We start from the raw sequence: 22,106 nt of genomic DNA, 5'->3' as shown, positions 1-22,106 counted from the left end.
AGGCAACGATGCGCGCGGCTCAAGCGCGGTCGATCCACACCGTCTGCGCGTTGACGAACTCGCGGACACCGAAGTACGACAACTCGCGGCCGAACCCGCTCTTCTTGACGCCACCGATCGGCACCCGCGGGTCGGATACCGAGAAGCCATTGATGAACACCCCGCCGGTCTGCAGGCGTCGGGCCAGCAGCGTGGCGCGCGCCACATCGCCGCTCCACAGGTTGCCGCTGAGGCCGAACTCGCTCTGGTTGGCCAGTGCGACGGCGTGGTCGGCGTCGCGCGCGCGGGTGATCGGCGCCACCGGCCCGAACGTTTCGGTGTCGAACGCCTGCATGCCCGGCTCGACGCCGGCCAGCACGGTAGGCGCGTAGAAGCTGCCGGGTCGATCCAGCTGGTGCCCGCCGACCAGCAGTTGCGCACCGGCCGCCACCGAGGCCTGCACCTGCGCGTGCAACTGGTCGAGCAGGTCCTGGCGGGCGATCGGCCCAAGCCGGTTGGCTGGGTCACGTCCGTCACCCACGGTCAATGCCTTGACCTGCTCGCTGAACAACGCCACGAAGCGGTCATGGATGGCATCCTCGACGATGATGCGCTTGCCGGCGATGCACACCTGCCCGGCGTTCTGGAAGCGCGAGGTCACCGCCGCGGCAACCGCCTTCTCCAGGTCGGCGTCGGCCAGCACGATGAACGGGTCCGAGCCCCCCAGTTCCAGCACCACCCTCTTCAGCACCTGCCCGGCCTGAGCAGCGATGCTGCGCCCGGCCGCGACGCTGCCGGTCAATGTCACCGCGGCGATGCGGTCATCGGCGATGGCCTTGCTGGTCTGCTCCCGGTTGAGGTTGGCGCCGATGAAGGTGCCGTCCGGCAGCCCCGCCTCGCGCCAGGCGGCGTCAAGCAGCTTGGCTGTACCGACGATGTTCTCGGCGGGCTTGAGCAGGAAGCCATTGCCCGCCAGCAGGATCGGCACGGCGGCGCGCATCACCTGCCAGTACGGGAAGTTCCATGGCATCACGCCCAGCACCACGCCCAGCGGCAGGAACGACACGTATGCCTCACCGCTCAGCACCTCGGCTGGCTCGTCCCGCAGCCATTGCGGGCCGTGGTCGGCGTACCACTCGCATTGCAGCGCGCATTTCTCGATCTCGGCCAGCGATTCGGCCAGGACCTTGCCCATCTCCGCGGTAGCCAACGCCGCCAACGGCTCGCGGTCACGGCGCAGGATCGCCGCCATGCGGCGCAGGGCCTCGGCCCGCTGCGCCGGTGTCTGCGCGCTCCAGGCCGCAAAGCCGGCGCGGCTGCGGTCCAACAGCACGTCCAGTTCGGCATCGCTGATGAAGGGGTGGGTGGCGATCAGCTCGCCGGTGGCGGGGTCGCGGGAAATCGCGGCAGCGCCGCTTGCTACGGGGACGGCGGACATCAGGTTCTCCTGTCGTGTCGACAACGGACCAGCGGTCCGTTTCCTGGAACGCAATCTGGACCCTACCACCCACCGACAACAAGGCGTGTGACCATCCTAGGAGTGGCACTCCCCCTTTGTTGCAGCGCGGGTTCGTTCCGTTGTCGAAGGCTTGGGATTGTTGGGCGGCGGCTGCTTTCGCGCACGGAGGTGTTGCCGGCTTGGCGGCTGAAGCCGCTCCCATCTGGGCGCATCCAGCGCCGCGCGCAACGCCCCCTCCCTTTGGCAAAGCCAAGGGGAGGATTGGGGAGGGGTCGCGCTTCGCACGGGACGGAGACACCGCCGGCTTCGCGGCCGGAGCCGCACCTGCCGGGGCGCATCCACAGCGCACCGCGCAACGGCCCCCTCCCTATGGCGAAGCCAAGGGGAGGGTTGGCGAGGGGTCGTTCTTCACCTGGCACTGAAACGTCACCGGCCTCGCGACCGGAGCCGCGCCTGCATCCGGCACTCAGGTCCGCGGCAGGTAGGTCACCAATGACAGATCGTGCCGGCTTTCCGGAATCAACGCCACGTACTGCAGGTCCAGCAGGCCGCGGGTGGGATGGTTCAGGCGCTTGGCGCCCTCATCGAAACGCCGCACATCGTGCTCGGGCCACCACGCCCGGAACTCGGCGCTGTGCGCGGCGATGTCCTCGGCCAGCGCCAGGAACGGCGCCTTGTCCTGCGCCTGCGCCATGGCCGCGCGGAAGCTGGCCAGCAGCCCGCGCGTCATCTCTTCCCAGTTCAGGATCAACTGCCGGTACGGCGGGTACAGGAACATCAACCGCAGCGTATTGCGCTCGTGTGGCGCCAGTTGCGCATAGTCCACGAACAGCTCGGCGACGGCCGGGTTCCACGCCAGGATGTCGAAGCGGGTATTGCGCACATAGGCCGGGATCGGCTGCATCGCCATCACCAGCTGGCGGAGCCCTTCGGTGACCGTTTCATCGGGCGATTCCAGCGGCACGCCGTAACCGGACAGTGCGAACGCGTAGGCACGCTCGTCGTCACTGAGCTGCAGCACCCGCGCCAGCCGCTCCAGCACCTCGGGCGAGGCCCGCACGTCGCGCCCCTGCTCGATCCAGGTGTACCAACTGACGCTGACGCCCACGGCGAGCGCCACTTCCTCGCGCTTGAGCCCGGGCGTGCGCCGGCGCCCCACCGGCAGCCCCAGCGTACCGGGATCCACGCGTGCCCGGCAGGCCTTCAGGAAGCCGCCAAGTTCCCTGCGTTCTTCTTCGCTGCGCATCATCGCCGTGCCCCACGGCCGGCGACGGCAAGGCGGGCCCCACGACGGGACCCGCCCACGGTCCGGACGGCGGCCGAGGCCGCCGCGGGAGCCGGATCAGGCATCGCTGCGCTTGGCACCGGCCTGCAGGCCGGACTTGAGGCTGGCCTCGATGAATTCATCCAGGTCGCCATCGAGCACCTTCTGGGTGTCGGTGCGCTCGATGCCGGTACGCAGGTCCTTGATACGGCTCTGGTCGAGCACGTAATTGCGGATCTGGCTGCCCCAGCCGATGTCCGACTTGGTGGCTTCCACCGCATCGCGCTCGGCGTTGCGCTTCTGCACTTCCAGCTCGTACAGGCGGGCGGCCAGCATCTTCATCGCGCGGTCGCGGTTGGCATGCTGGCTGCGTTCGGTCTGGCAAGCCACCACCACGCCGGTCGGGACGTGGGTGATACGCACCGCCGACTCGGTCTTGTTGACGTGCTGGCCACCGGCACCGGAGGAACGGTACACGTCGGTCTTCAGGTCGGCCGGGTTGATGTTCACTTCGATGCTGTCATCCACTTCCGGGGACACGAACACCGAGGTGAAGCTGGTGTGGCGGCGGTTGTCCGAGTCGAACGGCGACTTGCGCACCAGGCGATGCACGCCGGTCTCGGTCTTCAGCCAGCCGTAGGCGAAGTCGCCTTCCACGCGGAACGTGGCCGACTTGATGCCCGCCACTTCACCGCCGGACACTTCCAGCAGCTCGGCCTTCCAGCCGCGCGATTCGCACCAGCGCAGGTACATGCGCAGCATCATTTCGGCCCAGTCCTGGGCTTCGGTGCCGCCGGCACCGGCCTGGATGTCGACGAACGCGTTGCAGGCGTCCATCTCGCCGGAGAACATGCGCTGGAATTCCAGCTTCTCGATGTGGACCTGGTGCTTGTCCAGGTCGGCGACCACCGCCAGCGCGGTGTCCTCGTCCTGCTCGCTCTCGGCCAGCTCCAGCAGCTCGTTGGCCTCGGTCATGCCGTCCAGCACCACGGCGATGCCGCCGACGGTCTTGTCCAGCATCGAACGCTCCCGGCCCAGCGACTGGGCGTACTCGGGGTTGTTCCAGATGTCGGGGTTTTCGAGTTCGCGGGTTACTTCTTCAAGACGCTCTTTCTTGGCGTCGTAGTCAAAGATACCCCCTGAGCGAGACCACGCGATCGGTCAGATCGGCGATTCGCTGGCGGATGGGATTCAATTCGATCATGGTCGGTCGATGAAAAAGGCAGACAAGCCGGGAATTCTAGCATCCAAGCGGCCAGCCAGCCCTCCCCCGGCCCGTGTGAAGGATTCTCGCTGAATACACAACGCCGGACCCGTTAGAATCCCGTCCGACCCGCCCCCGCGGGGAACGGAAACCACCCTTACTTGAAGGACCCACGCTTGAACACACGTCATGCCCGCCTGTTCGCAGCGATCTCTATGACAGTTGCGCTTGCCGCCTGTCAAAAGCTGGGGGGCGTCGCCGGCGGCGACAGCAACCCCAAGCTGACCGTCGGCGAGAGCGTCGCCGGTGAGATCACCTCCCGCAGCACCCTGAACTACAACGACGGCAGCCGCCACCAGGCCTACACCGTCACCCTGAAGAACGGCGAGGCGGTGTCGCTGGAGCTGGGCGGCTCGCTCAACGGCCAGCTGGCCGTGTTCGACGGCCAGACCATGCTCGCCAACGCCAGCGGCAACTCGGACATGGAAGAAGGTGACTCCGGCAGCGCGGTCAACCTGGCCTTCCGCGCACCGAAGGACGGCACCTACCTGGTCGCGGTCAACAGCGCCGGCTCCAACAGCTTCGGCCCGTTCAAGCTCAAGAGCAGCAAGATCGTCCCCTACGACGGCAAGCCGCTGGGCGCGGGCAGCCAGGCCATCGACTGGCTGATGGACGACAAGCAGGAGTACAAGCTGCAGGTCGACAAGGCCGGCCTGTACTCGATCACCCTGGAATCGAGTGCCTTTGACGCCTACCTGCGCCTGAACGGTCGCAACGTCGAGCTGGAGGACGACGACAACGGCGGCCGCCTGAACGCCCGTATCCGCACCTTCCTGGAGCCCGGTGAGTACACCATCGATGCCTCCTCGGTGAACGGCAAGACCGGCTCGTTCAAGCTGAGCGTGGCCATGACCGCGACCGATGGCAACCTGGTCACCCGTGACGGTACCGCCCTGACCATCGGCCAGACCGCGCAGTCGATGATGGATTCGCGTGCCCGCCGCACCTTCGTGCTGACCGTGGACAAGCCGCGCCAGGTGCAGTTCGATGCCATCGCCGATGGCTTCGACTCGGTGCTGCACATCACCGGCCCCGGCGTGGACGAAGAGAACGATGACGGCGGCAACGGCACCAACGCGCGCCTAACCCTGAACCTGCGTCCGGGCCGTTACATCGTCGCGGTCACCAGCCTGGGCAGCCAACAGGGCGTGTTCGAGCTGGAAACCACCGACCTGAGCGGTGACGCCATCGACGTGGCCGGCCCGAGCAACCGCAAGGATGCCGCCGAAGAGGCCGCCAGCGCCGCAGCCGATGCTGCTGCCGTCGCCGAGCCGGTCATCCAGTAACGCGCCGTGCCGCCGGGGTCCCTGCCCCGGCGGTCCCGCCCCATGGCCGCTGCCGGCGGCCATGGGCTGGAGGCCTGCCATTCCCCTGTTCCACCCCTGTACCAATCCATAAGGAAATCGAAGTGAAGCGACTAACAGCAGGACTGCTGTCCCTCGCCATCGCGGCCGCCGTGAATTCCCCCGTTCAGGCCGCCGGTCCCGCCCGTTCCCTCACCCTCAACGGTGAAGCCGACGGCGAAATCACCTCCTCGACCCCGGTCAACTACAGCGACGGCACCCGCAGCCAGCTGTACACGCTGCAGCTGGCCGCCGGCCAGGCCGTCTCGCTGAAGCTGGATGGCCCGCTGAACGGCTCGCTGGCGGTGTTCCTGCGTGACAGCCTGATCAGCCGCACCGAAGCCGGCGAGAACGGCGGCACCACGCTGAGCATGCGCGCCGACAAGGCCGGCCAGTACCTGGTCGCCGTCAGCGGCTCGGACGCCCGTGCGTTCGGCCCGTACCAGCTGTCGGCCGCGCCGATCGCCACCTACGACGGCAAGCCGTTGACCGCCGGCCGCCGCATCACCGACTGGCTGCGCGGCGGCGACAAGACCTTCACCCTGGAAGTCGAACAGGCTGGCCTGTATACCATCGACCTGGAGTCGGACGAGTTCGACGCACGCCTGACCCTGAGCGGCAACGGCGTGAGCATGGAAGACGACGACGGCGGCAACCAGCTCAACTCGCGCCTGCTGGCGCCGTTGAAGCCCGGCACCTACACCCTGACCGCCGCCGGCTTCAGCGAAGCCTCCGGCGCGTTCTACCTGGGCGTGCAGCGCGCCGACATGCCCGAAGGCCTGGTCTTCGAGGACGGCAGCGCGTTGCCGGTGGACGGCTCGACCAGCAGTTTCGTCACCGGCGACGTCACCCGCAGCTTCGTGATGACCCTGCCGGAAACCCGCCGCGTCCAGTTCGATGCCAGCAGCCGTGACTTCGACACACTGCTGACCGTGCAGGGCGGCGACCTGGTGCTGAGCGACGACGACGGTGCCGGCAATGGCACCAACTCGCGCCTGACCCAGGTGCTCGATGCCGGCCAGTACAACGTCTCGGTGCGTTCGGTGAACGGCCGTGGCGGCGTGTTCCAGCTCGCCACCACCACCACCGCCGCACCGGAAGGCTCCGCCCGCCCGGAACTCAAGCTCGGCCGCGAAGTGCAGGGCCAGCTGCGCCCGGGCAACCGCGACCTGTACACGCTGGAGATCCCGCGCAAGGGTACCTACGTGATCAGCATGACCGGCATCGGTGGCCTGGACGGCATGCTCACGCTGATGCGCAACGGCGAGGAAGTCGCCCAGCAGGACGACAGCGACAGCAGCCTGGATCCGTCGCTGGAAGTGGAGCTGGACGCCGGCCGTTACGTGCTGCTCGCGCACAGCTACGACTCCAACGCCACCGGCGGTTACCGCCTGCTGGCACGCCGCAAGTAACCAGCGCGGCAGGATACGAACGGGGCCGGCATTGCCGGCCCCGTTCTTTTGTCGCCATCGGCGGTGCTCAGCGCACTTCGAACTCGCCCACCAGCACCGTGGATTCGGTTTCGCTCAACCGCATCGTCACCGCCTTGTCCTGCTGCCCCGGCGTGCCCCAATGCGTGCTCAGGCGCAGCATCAACGTCGCCCAACCGGTCACCAGCTGTTCGCGGCTGCCGAAGTAGTTGGCTTCAACCTTGTAGATGCCGGGCTTGGCATCGCGCAACGAGAACTGCTCGGGCCCGTAGCCCCCGGTGAAGTCCTGCGACATCTGCCCGCCCTGGCGGGTCAGGCGATTGCCGTAGTACGCGCGCTCGCCATTGGGGTCGGTCACCCACAGGTCCATGTCGCTGTTGTCGCTGTCCCAGGCCAGCACCACGCGCAGGTCCAGCGGCATCGCCTTGCGCAGGCGTGGGTCGATCATCTGCACGTCCAGCGGGGTGCGGCTTCGGGCGACCAGGTTGGTCAGCTCATCCAGCGCGATCAACGCCACGCCGTCGAAACGCGAGTCCCATTCGCGCTGCACCACCTCGTACAGCGGCTGCAATGCCGCCTGTGCCTGCCCACTGGCCTCCAGCGCCAGGCCGAGGTCGCGGAAGCTCTGCGGCTCGTCCTCGGCCATCACCCGCACCTGTTCAAACACCGGCACCGCCAATGCCGGCTCGCCGGCCTGCATCAGGCGGTAGCCCAGCACGCGCAGCAGGTGGCGGTTGTCCAGGTCCATCTCCGCCAGGTTGGACAGCACCCGCAGCGCCAGCGGCTTCTGCCCAGCGGCGAGCAGCAGGTCGGTCACGTCGAGGAAGAACGCACTGCTGTCGGCATTGGCGGCGCGTTCGGCCAGGTAGCGCGCGTACAGCGTGCTGGACGGCCCGTTGCGCAAGCGTTTGGCTGCTTCCGAATCCGGCACCCAGGCAGCCAGCCGGATCTCCAGCGCGCCGTCGTTGGCAGCTGCCTCGGCCGCCGGTGCCGCGTTGGCCGAGGCAGCGCTCACCACGACCCTGTCCAGGCTGGCGCCATCGGCGACTTCAGCGGCCAGGTCCGTCGGCGGTGAAGGCGGAGGCGGAGGCGGCAGCATTGAAGGCCTCGGGGGAGCCATGGCCGCCGCTGGCGCGGGGGCTTCGGCATACGCCACCCGCTGGCGCGCATCCGGTCCAGCCGCCTTCGGCGGGGCATCCTTCGGCCAACGCCGGTTCCACCATTGCTCGCGCTCCTTCCACTGCGCGGCGACCGCATCCAGGTGCGACCTGCGCGCGGCATCGCGGTCGGCCACCTGCCGGGCGAAACGTTGTTCGTACTCCGCCCGCATCGGTGCGGGGGGCCGGATCGCAAAGCGCAGGTAGTCTTCCAGGGAATCCAGCACGATCAGCGAGGTCCCCTCACTCACCAACGAGAAAGCCTGCGACAAGCGCTGCATCGCCTCACGGTTGCGGCGAGGGTCCGTCCCCAGCTGCTGCAACCGCGCCTGCGCCCACAACCCGGCCAACAACGCTCCATCGGCCTTGTCCGTTGCCAGTGGCACGTTCTGCCAATCACCTTCACCCACCCGCAGCTTCAATGCCGGGGTGTCGTCATCGCTGCGCGCCAGGATCCACAACCACCCCTGGCCGATACTGCGACGGTCCAGCACCACTTCGCGCAGGCCCACCGGATCGGCCAGCGCCACGTCCACCGGCATGGACAACAGCTCAGCGGCAACCGCGGCGACATCACCGCCCTCCAGCAACAGCAGGCGACCACGATTGCCTTCGGCCCAGCCGCGCAGGCGAGCACTGTCGGTACGCGCGCCCGCGCTGCTGATCGCAAACAGGCGCTGGTTCGCGGACAGGCTGGGCTGGGCATCGCCGCCCCAATTCAACAACCCGTCACTGAACAACAGGTACTCCCCCACGCCCGGATCGGCGCGCCACCCCGCCAGCCCGCTGGCACCGTCCTGCGGCTCCTGTTCCAGCGTCTTGCGCAGCGCGCTCCAATCACCACCGCGAACCACGAAGCGGCGCGCGGGAGCGGCGGTATCACGCAGCACGGTCAACTGCACCTCGCCCTCACCCATGGCGGCGAAATACCGATCAAGCAGTGCGAACTCCCGCGCCCGGTCGCGATGCACCGCGGAGCCAGAGGCATCCCACAGCAGCCCGACATGGCCGGGCAGGCGGCGCGCACCCGGGCGCGCCACCGGCACTTGCGCCAGCAGGTACTGCTGGCCGTCGTACGCGGCCACCTGCATGCGTGCCGTCGCCTGCATCGGCAGCTGCCACTGCAGTTCGGCAGGCAGTTGCCGGCCACTGCCCTGCCAGGTCAGTTCACGGCCGTTGAAACGGAACCCATCGGTGCCGCCCTGCGGCACGGACGATGCCTGCAGGTGCAGGCGTACCTGCCCTGCCCCCACCGCGAACTGCAATGGCAGCCGCCATTGCCAGGCCTCACCACGTACCGGCATCGCATCCCGGAGCGTCAACTGCACGCGCCGGGTACCGCCGGCGGGCAGCGGATAGACCCGCAGCCGGAACTGGTTGCCGGCCGTCTGTTCCAGCAGGGCGGGGTCCACCTTCTGGCGGATCACCTGCTCGAACACCTGCCGGCCGCGTTCCTTCGGCACCGCCACCGCGGCCCGCAGGTCCCCGTCGATGTCCAGCGCAAAGCCGGTGACCTGCTGACCATCGGCCAGCGGGAACTGCAACTCCCCTTCCATCACCCGCCGGTTGGGGTTGCGGAACTCAAGCTCGATGCGGGTCTGCGTCACCCCGGCCTGCACTTCCCCCTCGATGCTCGCGCGCAGCAGCTGGATCGGCTGCTCGGCCTTGGCCACGCTGATCAGCGGCGGGGCACGCCACGCCTGCTGTGCATCTGCAGGCCCAGCCAGCACGCCCAGCCACGCCACCCAACCCAGACACCAATGCCAACATTTCGGGACCATCTCGATGCTCCATCCAGGGACCGGGAGATTGAACGTGCAGACACCAGCTTCGGGGTTACCCGCAGAAGGTAACCGTACGCGGGGATGAAATCCCAGCCCGGCGGCACTGCGGACGCGGACCGGCCAGTTGCCCTTCGCCCCGGGAATCACTGCCGATGCGGGGACAGGCAACAAAAAAGGGGCTCCCGGGCGATTCCAACGCCCGGAAGCCCCTTCCACGAAGTCACGGCTCAGCGATGCAGCGCGTCGATGATCAGCCCAGTCGCGATCTCCACCAGCAGGTACTCGGTATCGGACTGACGCACCCAACGTTCCCCGCGGCCCGGATCACGCAGGTGGTAATGGTCGTAATCCTCCACCCAGTAGCGGCGGTCGACTTCCGCCCAGGCCAGGCGATCGCCACGACGCCATGCCTTCTTCTGCCAGCCCGGCGGCGGTGCATCACGGTTGTGCGGCCCGCCCGCGTGGGGTGGCGGGCCGTTGCCCCGCGCATGATGGGGCGGATCCGCCCAGGCAGGAGCAACAGCCAACACCCCCGCAGCGGTCAATGCCATGCCCAGCAAACGTCCAGCTTTCATGAGGAAACCTCCTGTCCAGGCCGCGCCACGCGGCGTCACGGCGCGGACTATAGATCAGCCCATGTGAACGATTCCCGGTGCTTGCCGGGACGGATTTCGCCGGCCAAACCCAGGCACGACGGAGGGTGATCCGTGCCAGCATTCAGGCCCGTCCGCCCTCATCCCACTGGATAACATCCGTGCGGCAATCAGCCCGGATGGAACAGGTGCAGCGCGTAGAGGAAGAAGCCGGCACCCAGAACGCCATGCAGGGAAAGACCCCAGCGGCCTTGCATGAGCGTTGCCGGGTTCCTGTCCCGTACCAGGCATGCCAGCAAGGCGGAGTGCACCAGCAGTAGAGCAACGGGCCAAAGTGACAGGTAGAGCAGGATGACGACGCCGTCGGGCCCGGAACCATCGCTTTGATGGACAGGCACATGCGTCACCGCAACGATCAACCCGGCGGCCGACACCAGCCCGCAACGGATTCGCGCAAATCGGATTGATCTTCCAGGACGAGCAGGCGCATGCAAGCAGGATACTGCCACCGATACGCGAATCCCAGCGCAGATTTGGCGTGGGGATGCAGGCATTTCAACGGGACATACTGCTCCGCTGAAGCAGCCTGAACGAGCCTGCAGCGTGGGCCGCAAGGCCGGAGTCAGGGCAACCCGCAACGCTACTTAAGCGCGCCGCTAGCGGGCACGCCAACGACAACGCGTTGACGCGCTTATCGGCCCGCGGACCGTTCGCGCTTGCCGTCGTCGTGCGGCGCCGTTGCACGGCTTTGCGCGAACTCCGGGAAGGTTTCGGCCAGCGATGCCTTGTCCGGCAGGATGTAGAACACCCCGCCCCGCTCGAACGTCGTGCGGACGATCTGTTCGTAGAATTCGGGCGAGAGGTTGATGCAGCCGTGGGTGACCCGGTTGTCGTCCGGGGAAGGCGAAGCCAGACGCTCGGCACGCCGTTCGGCCGGCACACCGGTGGCCGTGGGATGGATGGAAACCGCGGAGTCGTAGTCCACCCACAGGACTCGCCCGGCGTCGATCGAGGGGCCGAAGCCACCCACAAAGCGACCGGCGGGCGTGGTGCGGTCCCGGCCCGGGATCTCACGAAGCGCGAGGCCGGCGACGCCGGGCGCGGTGTGATCGCCGGTCGCCGAACCGAACAGGGCGGGTGCTGCACCACGAAGACGGCCATCGCCGCCGAACACGAGGACCTGTGCAGCGGCCTTGTCCATGATCGCGAACGGATAGCCCTGGTTGTCCTTGCTGGCGACAACCCAGCCTGCGAGTTCAATCACCGTGTCGGACACGGCCTGGCCCGGCGGCAGCTGGTCGACCGCGGCAACCGGCGGTGCCACGTCATCCTTGGCGCTGGCCACGCCGATGCTCACGAACGCCAGCGCCATTGCCACGGAAATGGCTCGGATTGCGGGGTATGCGTGCGTACGGATGGGACGATTCCTTGGAATGGGGATTGCGCGATGGAAAGGAAACCAGTGGCCAGCAACGGCCACCGGATCCTGGATTCAGATGTTCGTCATCAATCGCGTGCGGAAAAGGGGATCAGCCACGCGGCGTACGGCGCGGGGCCCTTTCGAGCTGCTGGACGCGGCCTTCGATTTGATCCAGCCGTTGGTTTGCCTGCTGCGCGGACTGATTGGCCGATTCGGCACTCTGCGCAGCGCCCTGCACCTTCGCATCAAGTTGGTCCAGGCGCGAGTTGATCCCTGCAAACTCCTCTTTGTAGGTTGCACAGGACGCAAGACTTCCGGCTACGAGAATCGCCACACCAAGCCTGCGTGCCATCACCAGCTGTTGTTTGGTCAGAAACATTCCACTCCCTCCTTCGTCTGGGGAGTCTGGAATATAGCGGCGTTTTTTGCGCAGCCCGCAACCTGCTTTCAGCTGACGTTGGCGTACATCGATGCGCCGTGAAAGTGCGTGAATCGGCAATGTTTTTGCTTGAAACCCTCATTCATCACGATAGATCGCAGCCGTTGAACGCGTATCGTCCGTCTGAAGGTGACTCGCGCATCCACCGAAAGTGAACCGGGCGCATGGATATTGATGCCGCTGTGCATCGACTGGCCCTCGTGACTTCGTCGATTCATCCCCATTCATCACAACGGATCGCCACGCCTTGCGCGTGAGCGCCGTCCGCAGCACCGATGGTGTTGCCCCGCACAATGCCCCCTGCGGACGTTCGCAACGTCCGAGGTGAACCCGCCTTGGGGGAATGAACCGCCGCGTCTAGTAGAACTGGCACGCCCAGCGCCAGTCGCCGGACGGGGTGCGGAAGAAGTAGCCACGGCCGTTGTCGGCCCACATCCAGCCGACCTTCTCTTCCGAAGCGACCTGGAACACGTAGTCCTGCAGACCTACGCCATGCTGGATTTCCGTGGGATAGCCACCGAACTTGGTGCCCCCGTACCGCGAGAAGGCGTTGAAGAAGGCGTTGCTCGCCGCTTCGTCGTCATTCACCGGCCCCAGGTCGACCAACTCCCACGCATCTTCCCAGCCCGGCGCGTCATCGTCGATGCGATTCCAGGCAATGGGAAAAGGACGGAACGGCCCGGTATCGGCCTGGAGGGGGACCAGCCCCTCCAGGCGGGTGTACTCGCGGATGAGCCAGCCCTCCCCGTGCGGACGGTCAAACGGGTACTCGTGCCGATTCAGGAACAGCACCAGCAGTGCGATGCCCGCAAGCGCCTCGGGGACCACCGGGAGCTCGGATACCCGTACCTGCAGGAGGGGGAACATCGGCTCGCCCTGCCATTGCGGAACCGTCTCGCCGGGCAGGCCGACCGCCCGGCAGAACCAGGAGGTGGTCGGATCTTCCGGGGGCCTGAAGCCACCGACCCGTGCGACTGCCGCAGGGCGGAGCCTGGACCGAAGGTCTTTGAGAACGTGTGCTGCGTGGGGCGTCATGGGCACGGCCAACCGTGTTGATCTGGCCCCGGGAGGCCGGTGATGTGACGAGCCTCTGGCGCACCCGGAGTGCGCCTGCTCACGTGATGGGGCCTGATCCCAAGGACGCCTGACCCGGCCAACAAGCCCGTGCACGCATCCATCGAGTGGCCCCGTTCCGGCGTCAGGACTCGCGCACCGTCACCGGTTCACCGGCCCGGCAACCCTGCGGCCGGCGCTTTTGCGCCCTCGCCCACTGTTTGCCGCACCGACGGCAGGTAACGACGGCTGCAGGGCACTACCTGCCCGTCGTCCATCTGCAGTTCCGCTTCGCCGCCGTCGAGTGATCTTATCGACACCAGGTGCTTGATCTGCACCATCCAGCTGCGGTGCACCCGGATGAAGCGTCCGCCAGCCAGGCGCTCCTCCAGGCCGGCCATGGTGATGCGCAGCGGATAGTCATGCCCCTTCACCCGCAGGTTGACGTAGTTGCCGGCGGCCTGTGCCCACTCGATGTCCTCGGTGGCGATCAGGAAGTCCCTGCCGAGCTTGCGTACCAGCAGCCGTTCCGGCCGCTCGATGGGCTCGACCGGTGGACCTTCGTCCGGCTCGGCCAGCAGTTGTGCCTCGCCCTGCAGCCGGCGCAGCAGGAAGCGATAGCCTTCGATGAAACCGACGATCACCACCAGCGTGCGGATGTCCTTGAGGTATTCATAGAGCAGTTCCTGGCCCCAGCTGTGGACCCGGTACTGCTCGCCCATCAGCCGGTAGACCAGCATGCGCAGGCCGAACATCGCCAGCACGTGCAGCAGCGACGCCGGCACGCTGGCCAACAGGTATCCCGGCAATCGTTGCCGCCAGTTGTCCCGATGCAGCGGGAAGCGCGACGTCAACCAGACGATGGCCGGCACCAGCACGAACAGCCAGACCAGGCCACTGGAGAACTCCCAGACCCACGGTTCCCACGCCGCCATCGGCGGCCGGCCAGAGCGATTGGCATCCATCCATGTCGTGATCGCATTGCCGCTGCAGTTGAGCAGGACCACCAGCAACCAGAACACCACCTCCACCCGGCGTCGCCAAGGACGGAAGCGGGTGAAGGCATCGAGAGCAGGTCGTTGTTCCATCCGCGCATTCTAGGGGAGCTGGCGCGACACGCTGCCGCGGCTCGTCCCCTCGTTGCCACCACCCGTCCCAAATCCCCTTCCATCAATCACTTGGCCTGCGCCGACGGACGCAGGCAGTGCTCTGATGCACGCCACTTCCAACGGGACTGGACCATGCAACGCCGCCACGATCTGGATTGGCTCAGGGTGATCGCCTTTGGACTGCTGGTGCTCTACCACGTGGGCATGTACTACGTGAGCTGGGGGTGGCACGTCAAAAGTCCGTTCGCCAATGAAGGCCCCGAGCCGTTCATGCTGCTGAGCAGTCCCTGGCGCATGTCGCTGCTGTTCCTGATCTCCGGCGTGGCCACCGCCTACATGCTGCGCGGCCCCGCCAACGGGTTCTTCCGCCGCCGCTCGCGCCAACTGCTGCTGCCCCTGCTGTTCGGGATGCTGGTGATCGTTCCACCGCAGGCCTACCTGCAGGTGGTCGAACAGCTGCCAGGCGGCTACGGTGAGTCGTACCTGGCCTTCTACGGCAAGTACCTGAGCGGGTACCACGGGTTCTGCGGGACCGACGGGGACTGTCTGCTGCTGCCTACCTGGAACCACCTGTGGTTCCTGCCCTATCTGTGGAGCTATACGGTGCTGGCGTGGCTGGCGTGGCGACTGCTGCCGGCGACGGCGCTGCAGCGCCTGCGCGCGGCGCTCGGCCGGGCAATGTCGGGGTGGGGCGCGCTGTTGCTGCCGGTTGCCGTGCTCGCGGCGGCCCGCCTGCTGATGGTCGAGCGCTTCGAGCAGACCCACGCGCTGATCAATGACTGGTACAGCCACGCACAGTACTTCAGCGTGTTCCTGATCGGATTCCTGGCCGCGTTCGACAGCCGCTTCTGGGAAGCGCTGCAGCGCCTGCGGTGGGTGTCGTTGCTGGTGGCCGCCGCCTGCTATGCCGCCTTCGTCCATGCGTGGTACTTCGCCGGATATGACGATGCGCACCCCATTCCCGAAGCGCTGCGACTGTGGTTGCGACTGGCCTGGGCGGCCGATCAATGGTGCGCGATCGCCGCCCTGCTCGGCTTCGCCTACCGTTGGCGCCATGCCGACAGCCCCGCCCTGCGCTACCTCACCATGGCGGTGTTCCCGGTCTACATCCTGCACCAGACCGTGATCGTGGTGCTGGCCCATGCACTGAAGCCACTGAAGATTGCCCCCGGGCTTGAGGCCATGCTGCTGGTTGGAGCCACCTTCGCCCTGTGCTTCGCCGGATATGCGTTGATACGCCGCAGCCGCATCCTGCGCCCGCTGTTCGGCCTGCACCCGCTCAATGGCAGCGCGGCATCAGCGGCGGCGGTACCCGACCGCCCGTAGAAGCTGAACGTCGCAGGAGCGGCCTTGGCGGCGAAGCTGAGACGCCTGCAGTAGCAAAGGCTCCGTATGCCCGGAATTGCCCGACTTCGCGCCTGAAGGCGTGCCTACGGAGCGGTCGCTTCCGCCGGGGTGCAATGCTCGATGATCAACTGGATGGCCTGACCACCACGGTAGTCGTCACCGACCAACCGGTAGGCGATATGCACACGGCTACCCGGGTCAGCGCCCTTCCAGCCGCTGAAATGGATCGCACTGATCTTTGCGTTGCCCCCTGGCGCGCGCAGCACCAGCTTCAGGTGCCGCTCTTTCAGCACGCGCCACTCCAGCACATCGAACGCGCCATCGAACAGCGGCTCGGCGAAACCCTGGCCCCACGGCCCGGCCAGACGCAACGCTTCGGCATGCGTGAAGTCCAGCTCCGATGCAGACAGCTCGCCGTCGCTGAGCAGTTGTTGCTGCAGGGTGGCGGGGTCAATCGTGGCCAGCACCTGCTGTTCGAACGCGGCCTTGAAGGCATCCAGCCGTTCGCGCGACAGGCTCAGGCCAGCGGCCATCGCATGGCCGCCGAACTTCTCCATCAAGCCCGGATGAGTGGCGTTGATCGCCGCCAGTGCATCGCGGATATGGAAACCGGGAATCGAGCGCGCGGAGCCACGCAATGCTGCACTGCCCGGTTCGGACGGCGCGAATGCGATCACCGGCCGGTGCAGCCGATCCTTCATCTTCGAGGCCACCAGCCCAACCACGCCCGGATGCCATTCGGCATCGAACAGGCAGGCGGCAACCGGGCATTGCCCGTCGTCGGCCAGCAGGGCGCGCGAGACGGCCAACTCGGCGTCGTCGGTCATCAGCTGCTGTACGGCGCGGCGTTCGGCGTTGATCTCTTCAAGCAATGCCGCGATCTCGCGGGCCTGCGCGGGGTCTTCGGTCAACAGCAGCTCGATGCCCAGCGCCATGTCTTCCAGGCGCCCGGCCGCATTGAGGCGCGGGCCCAGTGCAAAACCGATGTCGCTGCCGGTCAGTCGACGCGCATCGCGACCACTGGCCTCGATCAGCGCACGCAGGCCCACGCAGCCCTTGCCGGCACGCAGCCGGCGCAGACCCGCGCCCACCAGCGCACGGTTGTTCTCGTCCAGCGCGACCAGGTCGGCCACGGTGCCGACGGCGACCAGGTCCAGCAGCGTCAGCAGGTCCGGCTCGGGCTGCCCGGCAAAGGTCCCTTGCCCGCGCAGATGGCGACGCAACGCCATCAGCACGTAGAAGATCACCCCGACCCCGGCCAGTGACTTGCTCGGGAACGCATCGCCATCCACGTTCGGATCGACGATGGCATCGGCCGGCGGCAGCTTCTCGCCCGGCAGATGGTGGTCGGTGACCAGCACCTGCCAGCCCAGCGCCCTGGCGGCGTTGACGCCGGCATGGCAGGCAATGCCATGGTCCACCGTGACCAGCAGATCCGGCTGCAACGCGGCCAGTTCCTCGACCAACGACGGTGACAGGCCGTAGCCATGCACCATGCGGTTGGGCACGGCGTGCACCACGTCGCGCGCGCCCAGCAGGCGCAGGCCACGCACGCCCACCGCACACGCGGTGGCGCCATCGCAATCGAAATCACCGACGACCAGGATGCGCTTGTTGCCGGCGATCGCCGCGGCCAGCAGTTCAACCGCCGCCTGCATCCCGCCCAGCAACTCCGGTGCGTGCAGCTGGCCCAGCTTCGGCTGCGCCTGCTCCGCCGAACGGGCACCACGCGCCGCGTAGATCCGCTGCAGCAGGGGCAGCGTCTGCGCATCCCATTGCCCGGCGTCGAGCACGTCGCGCCGGACGATCTTCACGGCATCACTCATCGGCCAACGTCGCCACCGGCTTCTTCCAGAAGCGCCACCGTTGCCCGCGATGGATGCGGTAATGCGTGCCGTCCTCGAAATCCAGGCGCAGCTCCTGCAGCTCACCGCGGTTGATCGCCTCCAGCAACGGCGTGATCGCATCACGCGTGAGCTGCTCCAGCGAACGCAACTGGCGCAGGTCGACCAACGCATCGACGGTCTGTTCCCCGCCCACGCGCACGCCGGCCATCTTGGCCAGGCCCTGCAACAGCGCGTCGCGGCTGCGCACCTGCGCATGCGCGGTCTGTACCGACGCCGGCAGCCGGCCGGCACCCCAGAACCACAATGAGTTCACCGCGCGCTTGCCCTGCGCGATGCGCTGCTCATTCCAGGAATGCTGGTGCAGCACCACCTGCGCTTCGGTCAGCAGGGCCCGCCATTGGCGGCCGGCCTCGCCCTCGGGCAGGTGCAGGAACAGGTCATCGCCCAGCGCGACGTCCGGGTCGACGAAGTCCGGCAGCGGCGTGTCCTCGGGCAGGCGCAGGTACCAGCGCGACGGCGTGGGGGCGTCCAGCTGGAAGCCGAACCCGGCGAACAACGGCTGCAGCGCGGGCAACAGTATGTCCGCATCGGGCTGCTCCAGGCGCAGCGTCTCGGCCGATGCCATCAGCCGTGCGCCCTGCATGTCCGGCGCCACGTTGGCCGGGTCGGCGCGCAGCCACAACGCACCGGCGGCATCGCCGGCATCGGCGTGGCGGCTCAATGCCGCCGCCGACCAGGTGTCGGCGGCGATGTCGAAATGCCGGCGCAGCTGCGCCGACTCTCCTGCATCGGCGAGCCCATGTTCGGCCCGCCCGAGCGCGGCGGCCACCGGTGCCGGCAATGCGCCGGCCGGGAAACGGCTGCGCGCAGGCAGCAGCAGCGTGGCCTTGGCCATCGTCAGTCGAGGTACTCGACGCTGACGATCTCGTACTCGCGCTGGCCGGCCGGCGCATCGATGGCGATGCTGTCGCCTTCGTTCTTGCCGATCAGCGCACGCGCCACCGGCGAGGAAATGGCGATCAGGCCCAGCTTGATGTCCGCTTCCAGGTCACCCACGATCTGGTAACGCTTTTCCTCGTCGGACTCCACGTCGGCCAGCGTCACCGTGGCACCGAACACCACCTTGCTGCCGGCGTTGAGCTTGGTGATGTCGATGATCTCGGCATGCGACAGCTCGCCCTCCAGCTGCTTGATGCGGCCTTCGATGAAGCCCTGCTCCTCGCGCGCGGCGTGGTACTCGGCGTTCTCCTTCAGGTCACCGTGCTCGCGCGCCTCGGCGATGGCCGCAATGACCTTCGGGCGCTTGTCCGACTTCAGGTGATCCAGTTCCTCGCGCAGGCGCTGTGCGCCTTTCAGGGTAATCGGGGCTCTCATGCATTCAACTCCTTGTGCAGTTCCTGCAGCGACCAGACCGGGCCGGTGCCGCGGAATTCCAACGATTGCACCAATGCCTTGGCACCTGCAACCGTCGTCGAATAGGTGATGCGGTTCTGCAGCGCCTCGCGACGGATCGAGAACGAATCGTTGATCGCGGCACGGCCTTCGGTCGTGTTGACGATGTAGACGATCTCGCCGTTCTTGATGCTGTCCACGATGTGCGGGCGACCTTCCACCACCTTGTTGACCACCTCGCAGGTGTAACCCTGCTGCTGCAGCCACGCCGCGGTGCCACGGGTGGCGACCAGCGAGTAGCCACGCTCGACCAGGCCCTGCACCGCCGGCATCACGCGCTGCTTGTCGGCATCGCGCACCGAGATGAAGGCCTTGCCCAGCGGCGGGGTCTTGATGCCACCGGCTTCCTGCGCACGCGCGAAGGCGGCGCTGAAGCTGCGGCCCACGCCCATCACTTCGCCGGTGGAACGCATCTCCGGCCCGAGGATCGGATCCACGCCCTGGAACTTGGCGAACGGGAAGATGGCTTCCTTCACCGAGTAGTAGTCCGGCACCACTTCCTCGGTCGCGCCCTGCTCGGCCAGCGTCTTGCCGGCCATGCAGCGGGCGGCGATCTTGGCCAGCGCCATGCCGGTGGCCTTGGACACGAACGGCACGGTGCGCGAGGCACGCGGGTTCACTTCCAGCAGGAACACCACGTCGTTGCCGTCGGCGTCGGTCTGGATCGCGAACTGGGTGTTCATCAGGCCGACCACCTTCAGCGCCTTGGCCAGCTCGGTGACCTGGCGACGCAGTTCGGCCTGGGTCTGGGCCGACAGCGAGTACGGCGGCAGCGAGCAGGACGAGTCACCGGAGTGCACGCCGGCTTCCTCGATGTGCTCCATCACGCCGCCGATCAGAACGTTGCCGTCCTTGTCGCAGATGATGTCCACGTCGGCCTCGACGGCTGCGTCCAGGAAGTGGTCCAGCAGCACCGGCGAGTCGTTGGAGACCTTGACCGCGTCGCGCATGTAGCGTGCCAGATCGGATTCGCCGTACACGATTTCCATCGCGCGGCCGCCCAGCACGTAGCTCGGGCGCACCACCAGCGGGAAGCCGATCTCGCGGGCCAGCGCCAGCGCCTCGTCGGCGGTGCGCGCGGTGCGGTTCGGCGGCTGCTTCAGGCCCAGGTCCTGGACCAGCTTCTGGAAGCGTTCGCGGTCCTCGGCCAGGTCGATGGAGTCCGGCGAAGTACCGATCACCGGCACGCCGTTGGCTTCCAGCGCTCGTGCCAGCTTCAGCGGGGTCTGGCCGCCGTACTGCACGATCACGCCCTTGGGCTGCTCCAGCTCGACGATCTCCAGCACGTCTTCCAGCGTCAGCGGCTCGAAGTACAGGCGGTCGGAGGTGTCGTAGTCGGTGGAGACGGTTTCCGGGTTGCAGTTGACCATGATGGTTTCATAGCCGTCCTCGCGCAGGGCGAGCGCGGCGTGCACGCAGCAGTAGTCGAACTCGATACCCTGGCCGATGCGGTTCGGACCACCGCCCAGGATCATGATCTTGTCGCGGTTGGTCGGCGCGGCCTCGCACTCGTCCTCGTAGGTCGAGTACAGGTAGGCGGTGCTGGTGGCGAACTCGGCCGCGCACGAGTCCACGCGCTTGTACACAGGGCGCACCTTGTGCGCGCGGCGCAGTGCACGGATGGCCGCTTCGTTGGTGCCGGTCAGCTGGGCCAGGCGGGCGTCGGAGAAGCCGGCACGCTTGAGCACGCGCAGGCGCGCGGCGTCGAGCGCGTCGATGCCCTCGGCCTGCACCTGCTTCTCGTCGGCGATGATTTCCTCGATCTGGTCCAGGAACCACGGATCGATGTGCGACAAGCCGTAGACATCCTCCACGCTCATGCCGGTGCGCAGTGCATCACCGACGTAGAACAGGCGCTCCGGGCCCGGGGCCTTGAGCTCGCGCTTGAGCGTTGCGATGTCGTCTTCGCTGGCCAGGTCCAGGCCGGTCGGGTCCAGCCCGATCTTGCCGGTTTCCAGGCCACGCAGGGCCTTCTGCAGCGACTCCTTGAAGGTGCGGCCCATCGCCATCACCTCGCCCACCGACTTCATCTGGGTGGTCAGGCGCGCGTCGGCGGCCGGGAACTTCTCGAAGGCAAAGCGCGGAATCTTGGTGACCACGTAGTCGATGGACGGTTCGAACGAGGCCGGGGTGAGGCCACCGGTGATCTCGTTCTTCAGTTCGTCCAGCGTGTAGCCCACGGCCAGCTTGGCGGCGACCTTGGCGATCGGGAAGCCGGTGGCCTTGGAAGCCAGCGCCGAGGAACGCGACACGCGCGGGTTCATCTCGATCACGACCACGCGGCCGGTGGTCGGGCTGATGCCGAACTGCACGTTCGAGCCGCCGGTGTCCACGCCGATCTTGCGCAGCACGGCGATGGAGGCATCGCGCAGGCGCTGGTATTCCTTGTCGGTCAGGGTCTGCGCCGGGGCCACGGTGATCGAGTCACCGGTGTGCACGCCCATCGGGTCCAGGTTCTCGATCGAGCAGACGATGATGCAGTTGTCCGCGGTATCGCGGACCACTTCCATCTCGAATTCCTTCCAGCCCAGCACCGATTCTTCCACCAGCACTTCGGTGGTCGGCGACAGCTCCAGGCCGCGGTTGACGATCTCGATCAGCTCTTCGCGGTTGTAGGCGATGCCGCCGCCGCTGCCACCCAGGGTGAAGGACGGGCGGATGATGGTCGGGTAGCCGACGCGGGTCTGGATCTCCAGCGCCTCTTCCAGCGTGTGGGCGACGGCGGCCTTCGGGCAATCCAGGCCGATCTCCTGCATGGCCACGCGGAACAGCTCGCGGTCCTCGGCCATGCGGATGGCTTCGCGCTTGGCGCCGATCAGCTCGACGTTGTACTTCTCCAGCACGCCGTGGTCGGCCAGGTCCAGCGCGCAGTTCAGCGCGGTCTGGCCGCCCATGGTCGGCAGCAGCGCGTCCGGGCGCTCCTTCTCGATGATCTTCTCGACGGTCTGCCAGTTGATCGGCTCGATGTAGACGGCGTCGGCCATCTCCGGGTCGGTCATGATCGTGGCCGGGTTCGAGTTGACCAGCACCACGCGGTAACCCTCGTCACGCAGCGCCTTGCAGGCCTGCGCGCCGGAGTAGTCGAACTCGCAGGCCTGGCCGATGACGATCGGGCCGGCGCCGATGATGAGGATGGTCTTGAGGTCGGAACGCTTTGGCATTGTCT

The 22,106-nt window shown here is 67.1% G+C and carries 17 protein-coding genes; 3 read left to right on the top strand and 14 right to left on the bottom strand.

From position 1 onward, the window contains the following. Positions 1 to 19: 19 nt before the first annotated feature. From ATCM_RS04935 to prfB, 3 genes are all read right to left on the bottom strand, one after another. A complete protein-coding gene (locus tag ATCM_RS04935) occupies positions 20 to 1,417 on the bottom strand; it encodes an NAD-dependent succinate-semialdehyde dehydrogenase (RefSeq protein WP_132863133.1) in 1,398 nt (465 codons plus the stop codon). 487 nt (positions 1,418 to 1,904) lie between these two features. Next, positions 1,905 to 2,687, bottom strand: a complete 783-nt coding sequence (locus tag ATCM_RS04930; RefSeq protein WP_132863132.1) for a helix-turn-helix transcriptional regulator — start codon at positions 2,685 to 2,687, stop codon at positions 1,905 to 1,907. Between the two features lie 93 nt (positions 2,688 to 2,780). Beyond that, a protein-coding gene (gene prfB, locus ATCM_RS04925; RefSeq protein WP_132863131.1) for a peptide chain release factor 2 occupies positions 2,781 to 3,906 on the bottom strand; the annotation gives its coding sequence in 2 pieces (ribosomal slippage) (positions 2,781 to 3,830 and positions 3,832 to 3,906; 1,125 coding nt in all). A gap of 215 nt (positions 3,907 to 4,121) precedes the next feature. Between prfB and ATCM_RS04920 the strand changes: the two genes are divergently transcribed. Next, the gene (locus ATCM_RS04920; RefSeq protein WP_132863130.1) at positions 4,122 to 5,252 is read left to right on the top strand and encodes a PPC domain-containing protein; all 1,131 of its coding nucleotides are present in this window, start codon (positions 4,122 to 4,124) and stop codon (positions 5,250 to 5,252) included. A 170-nt stretch (positions 5,253 to 5,422) separates the two neighbouring features. Beyond that, positions 5,423 to 6,721: an ABC transporter substrate-binding protein gene (locus tag ATCM_RS04915; RefSeq protein WP_132863129.1), complete on the top strand. Its 1,299-nt coding sequence runs from the start codon at positions 5,423 to 5,425 to the stop codon at positions 6,719 to 6,721. Positions 6,722 to 6,788: 67 nt separating this feature from the next. Here the strand turns inward: ATCM_RS04915 and ATCM_RS04910 are convergent, their stop codons facing one another. The 7 genes from ATCM_RS04910 to ATCM_RS04880 form a co-directional block, all read right to left on the bottom strand. Next, positions 6,789 to 9,677 (bottom strand): VIT domain-containing protein, encoded by a 2,889-nt coding sequence (locus ATCM_RS04910; protein WP_132863128.1) that lies wholly within the window; start codon positions 9,675 to 9,677, stop codon positions 6,789 to 6,791. A 230-nt stretch (positions 9,678 to 9,907) separates the two neighbouring features. Then, positions 9,908 to 10,255: an RcnB family protein gene (locus tag ATCM_RS04905; protein ID WP_132863127.1), complete on the bottom strand. Its 348-nt coding sequence runs from the start codon at positions 10,253 to 10,255 to the stop codon at positions 9,908 to 9,910. A gap of 188 nt (positions 10,256 to 10,443) precedes the next feature. After that, on the bottom strand, positions 10,444 to 10,692 hold the full coding sequence (locus tag ATCM_RS04900; RefSeq protein WP_207911777.1) for a hypothetical protein: 249 nt from the start codon (positions 10,690 to 10,692) through the stop codon (positions 10,444 to 10,446). 272 nt (positions 10,693 to 10,964) lie between these two features. Next, complete coding sequence (locus tag ATCM_RS04895; RefSeq protein WP_132866074.1) at positions 10,965 to 11,645, bottom strand: L,D-transpeptidase; 681 nt, start codon at positions 11,643 to 11,645, stop codon at positions 10,965 to 10,967. Between the two features lie 157 nt (positions 11,646 to 11,802). Then, complete coding sequence (locus ATCM_RS04890; RefSeq protein ID WP_132863125.1) at positions 11,803 to 12,072, bottom strand: hypothetical protein; 270 nt, start codon at positions 12,070 to 12,072, stop codon at positions 11,803 to 11,805. Positions 12,073 to 12,489: 417 nt separating this feature from the next. Continuing rightward, positions 12,490 to 13,167, bottom strand: a complete 678-nt coding sequence (locus tag ATCM_RS04885) for a DUF1963 domain-containing protein (RefSeq protein WP_132863124.1) — start codon at positions 13,165 to 13,167, stop codon at positions 12,490 to 12,492. A 188-nt stretch (positions 13,168 to 13,355) separates the two neighbouring features. After that, a complete protein-coding gene (locus tag ATCM_RS04880; RefSeq protein WP_132863123.1) occupies positions 13,356 to 14,273 on the bottom strand; it encodes a LytTR family DNA-binding domain-containing protein in 918 nt (305 codons plus the stop codon). A 153-nt stretch (positions 14,274 to 14,426) separates the two neighbouring features. Here ATCM_RS04880 and ATCM_RS04875 point away from each other — a divergent pair, with 153 nt between their 5' ends. Further along, positions 14,427 to 15,620 carry an acyltransferase family protein gene (locus ATCM_RS04875; protein WP_132863122.1) on the top strand — a complete coding sequence of 398 codons (1,194 nt, stop codon included), beginning with the start codon at positions 14,427 to 14,429 and terminating at the stop codon, positions 15,618 to 15,620. 104 nt (positions 15,621 to 15,724) lie between these two features. Here the strand turns inward: ATCM_RS04875 and recJ are convergent, their stop codons facing one another. The 4 genes from recJ to carB are packed head-to-tail and all read right to left on the bottom strand — an operon-like array spanning position 15,725 to position 22,101. After that, positions 15,725 to 17,467 carry a single-stranded-DNA-specific exonuclease RecJ gene (gene recJ, locus ATCM_RS04870; RefSeq protein WP_132863121.1) on the bottom strand — a complete coding sequence of 581 codons (1,743 nt, stop codon included), beginning with the start codon at positions 17,465 to 17,467 and terminating at the stop codon, positions 15,725 to 15,727. Beyond that, on the bottom strand, positions 17,460 to 18,383 hold the full coding sequence (locus ATCM_RS04865; protein ID WP_132863120.1) for a phosphoglycerate mutase: 924 nt from the start codon (positions 18,381 to 18,383) through the stop codon (positions 17,460 to 17,462). The genes recJ and ATCM_RS04865 overlap by 8 nt, the downstream gene beginning before the upstream one ends. A gap of 2 nt (positions 18,384 to 18,385) precedes the next feature. Further along, positions 18,386 to 18,850: a transcription elongation factor GreA gene (greA, locus tag ATCM_RS04860; protein ID WP_192287234.1), complete on the bottom strand. Its 465-nt coding sequence runs from the start codon at positions 18,848 to 18,850 to the stop codon at positions 18,386 to 18,388. 8 nt (positions 18,851 to 18,858) lie between these two features. After that, positions 18,859 to 22,101 carry a carbamoyl-phosphate synthase large subunit gene (gene carB, locus ATCM_RS04855; protein WP_132863118.1) on the bottom strand — a complete coding sequence of 1,081 codons (3,243 nt, stop codon included), beginning with the start codon at positions 22,099 to 22,101 and terminating at the stop codon, positions 18,859 to 18,861. Positions 22,102 to 22,106: the final 5 nt, after the last annotated feature.

This window comes from Stenotrophomonas sp. ATCM1_4 (assembly GCF_004348115.1).
Classification (GTDB): Bacteria; Pseudomonadota; Gammaproteobacteria; order Xanthomonadales; family Xanthomonadaceae; genus Stenotrophomonas; species Stenotrophomonas capsici.
The sequence above is the reverse complement of the archived record's forward strand: the minus strand, read 5'-3'. Positions and strand labels throughout refer to the sequence as shown.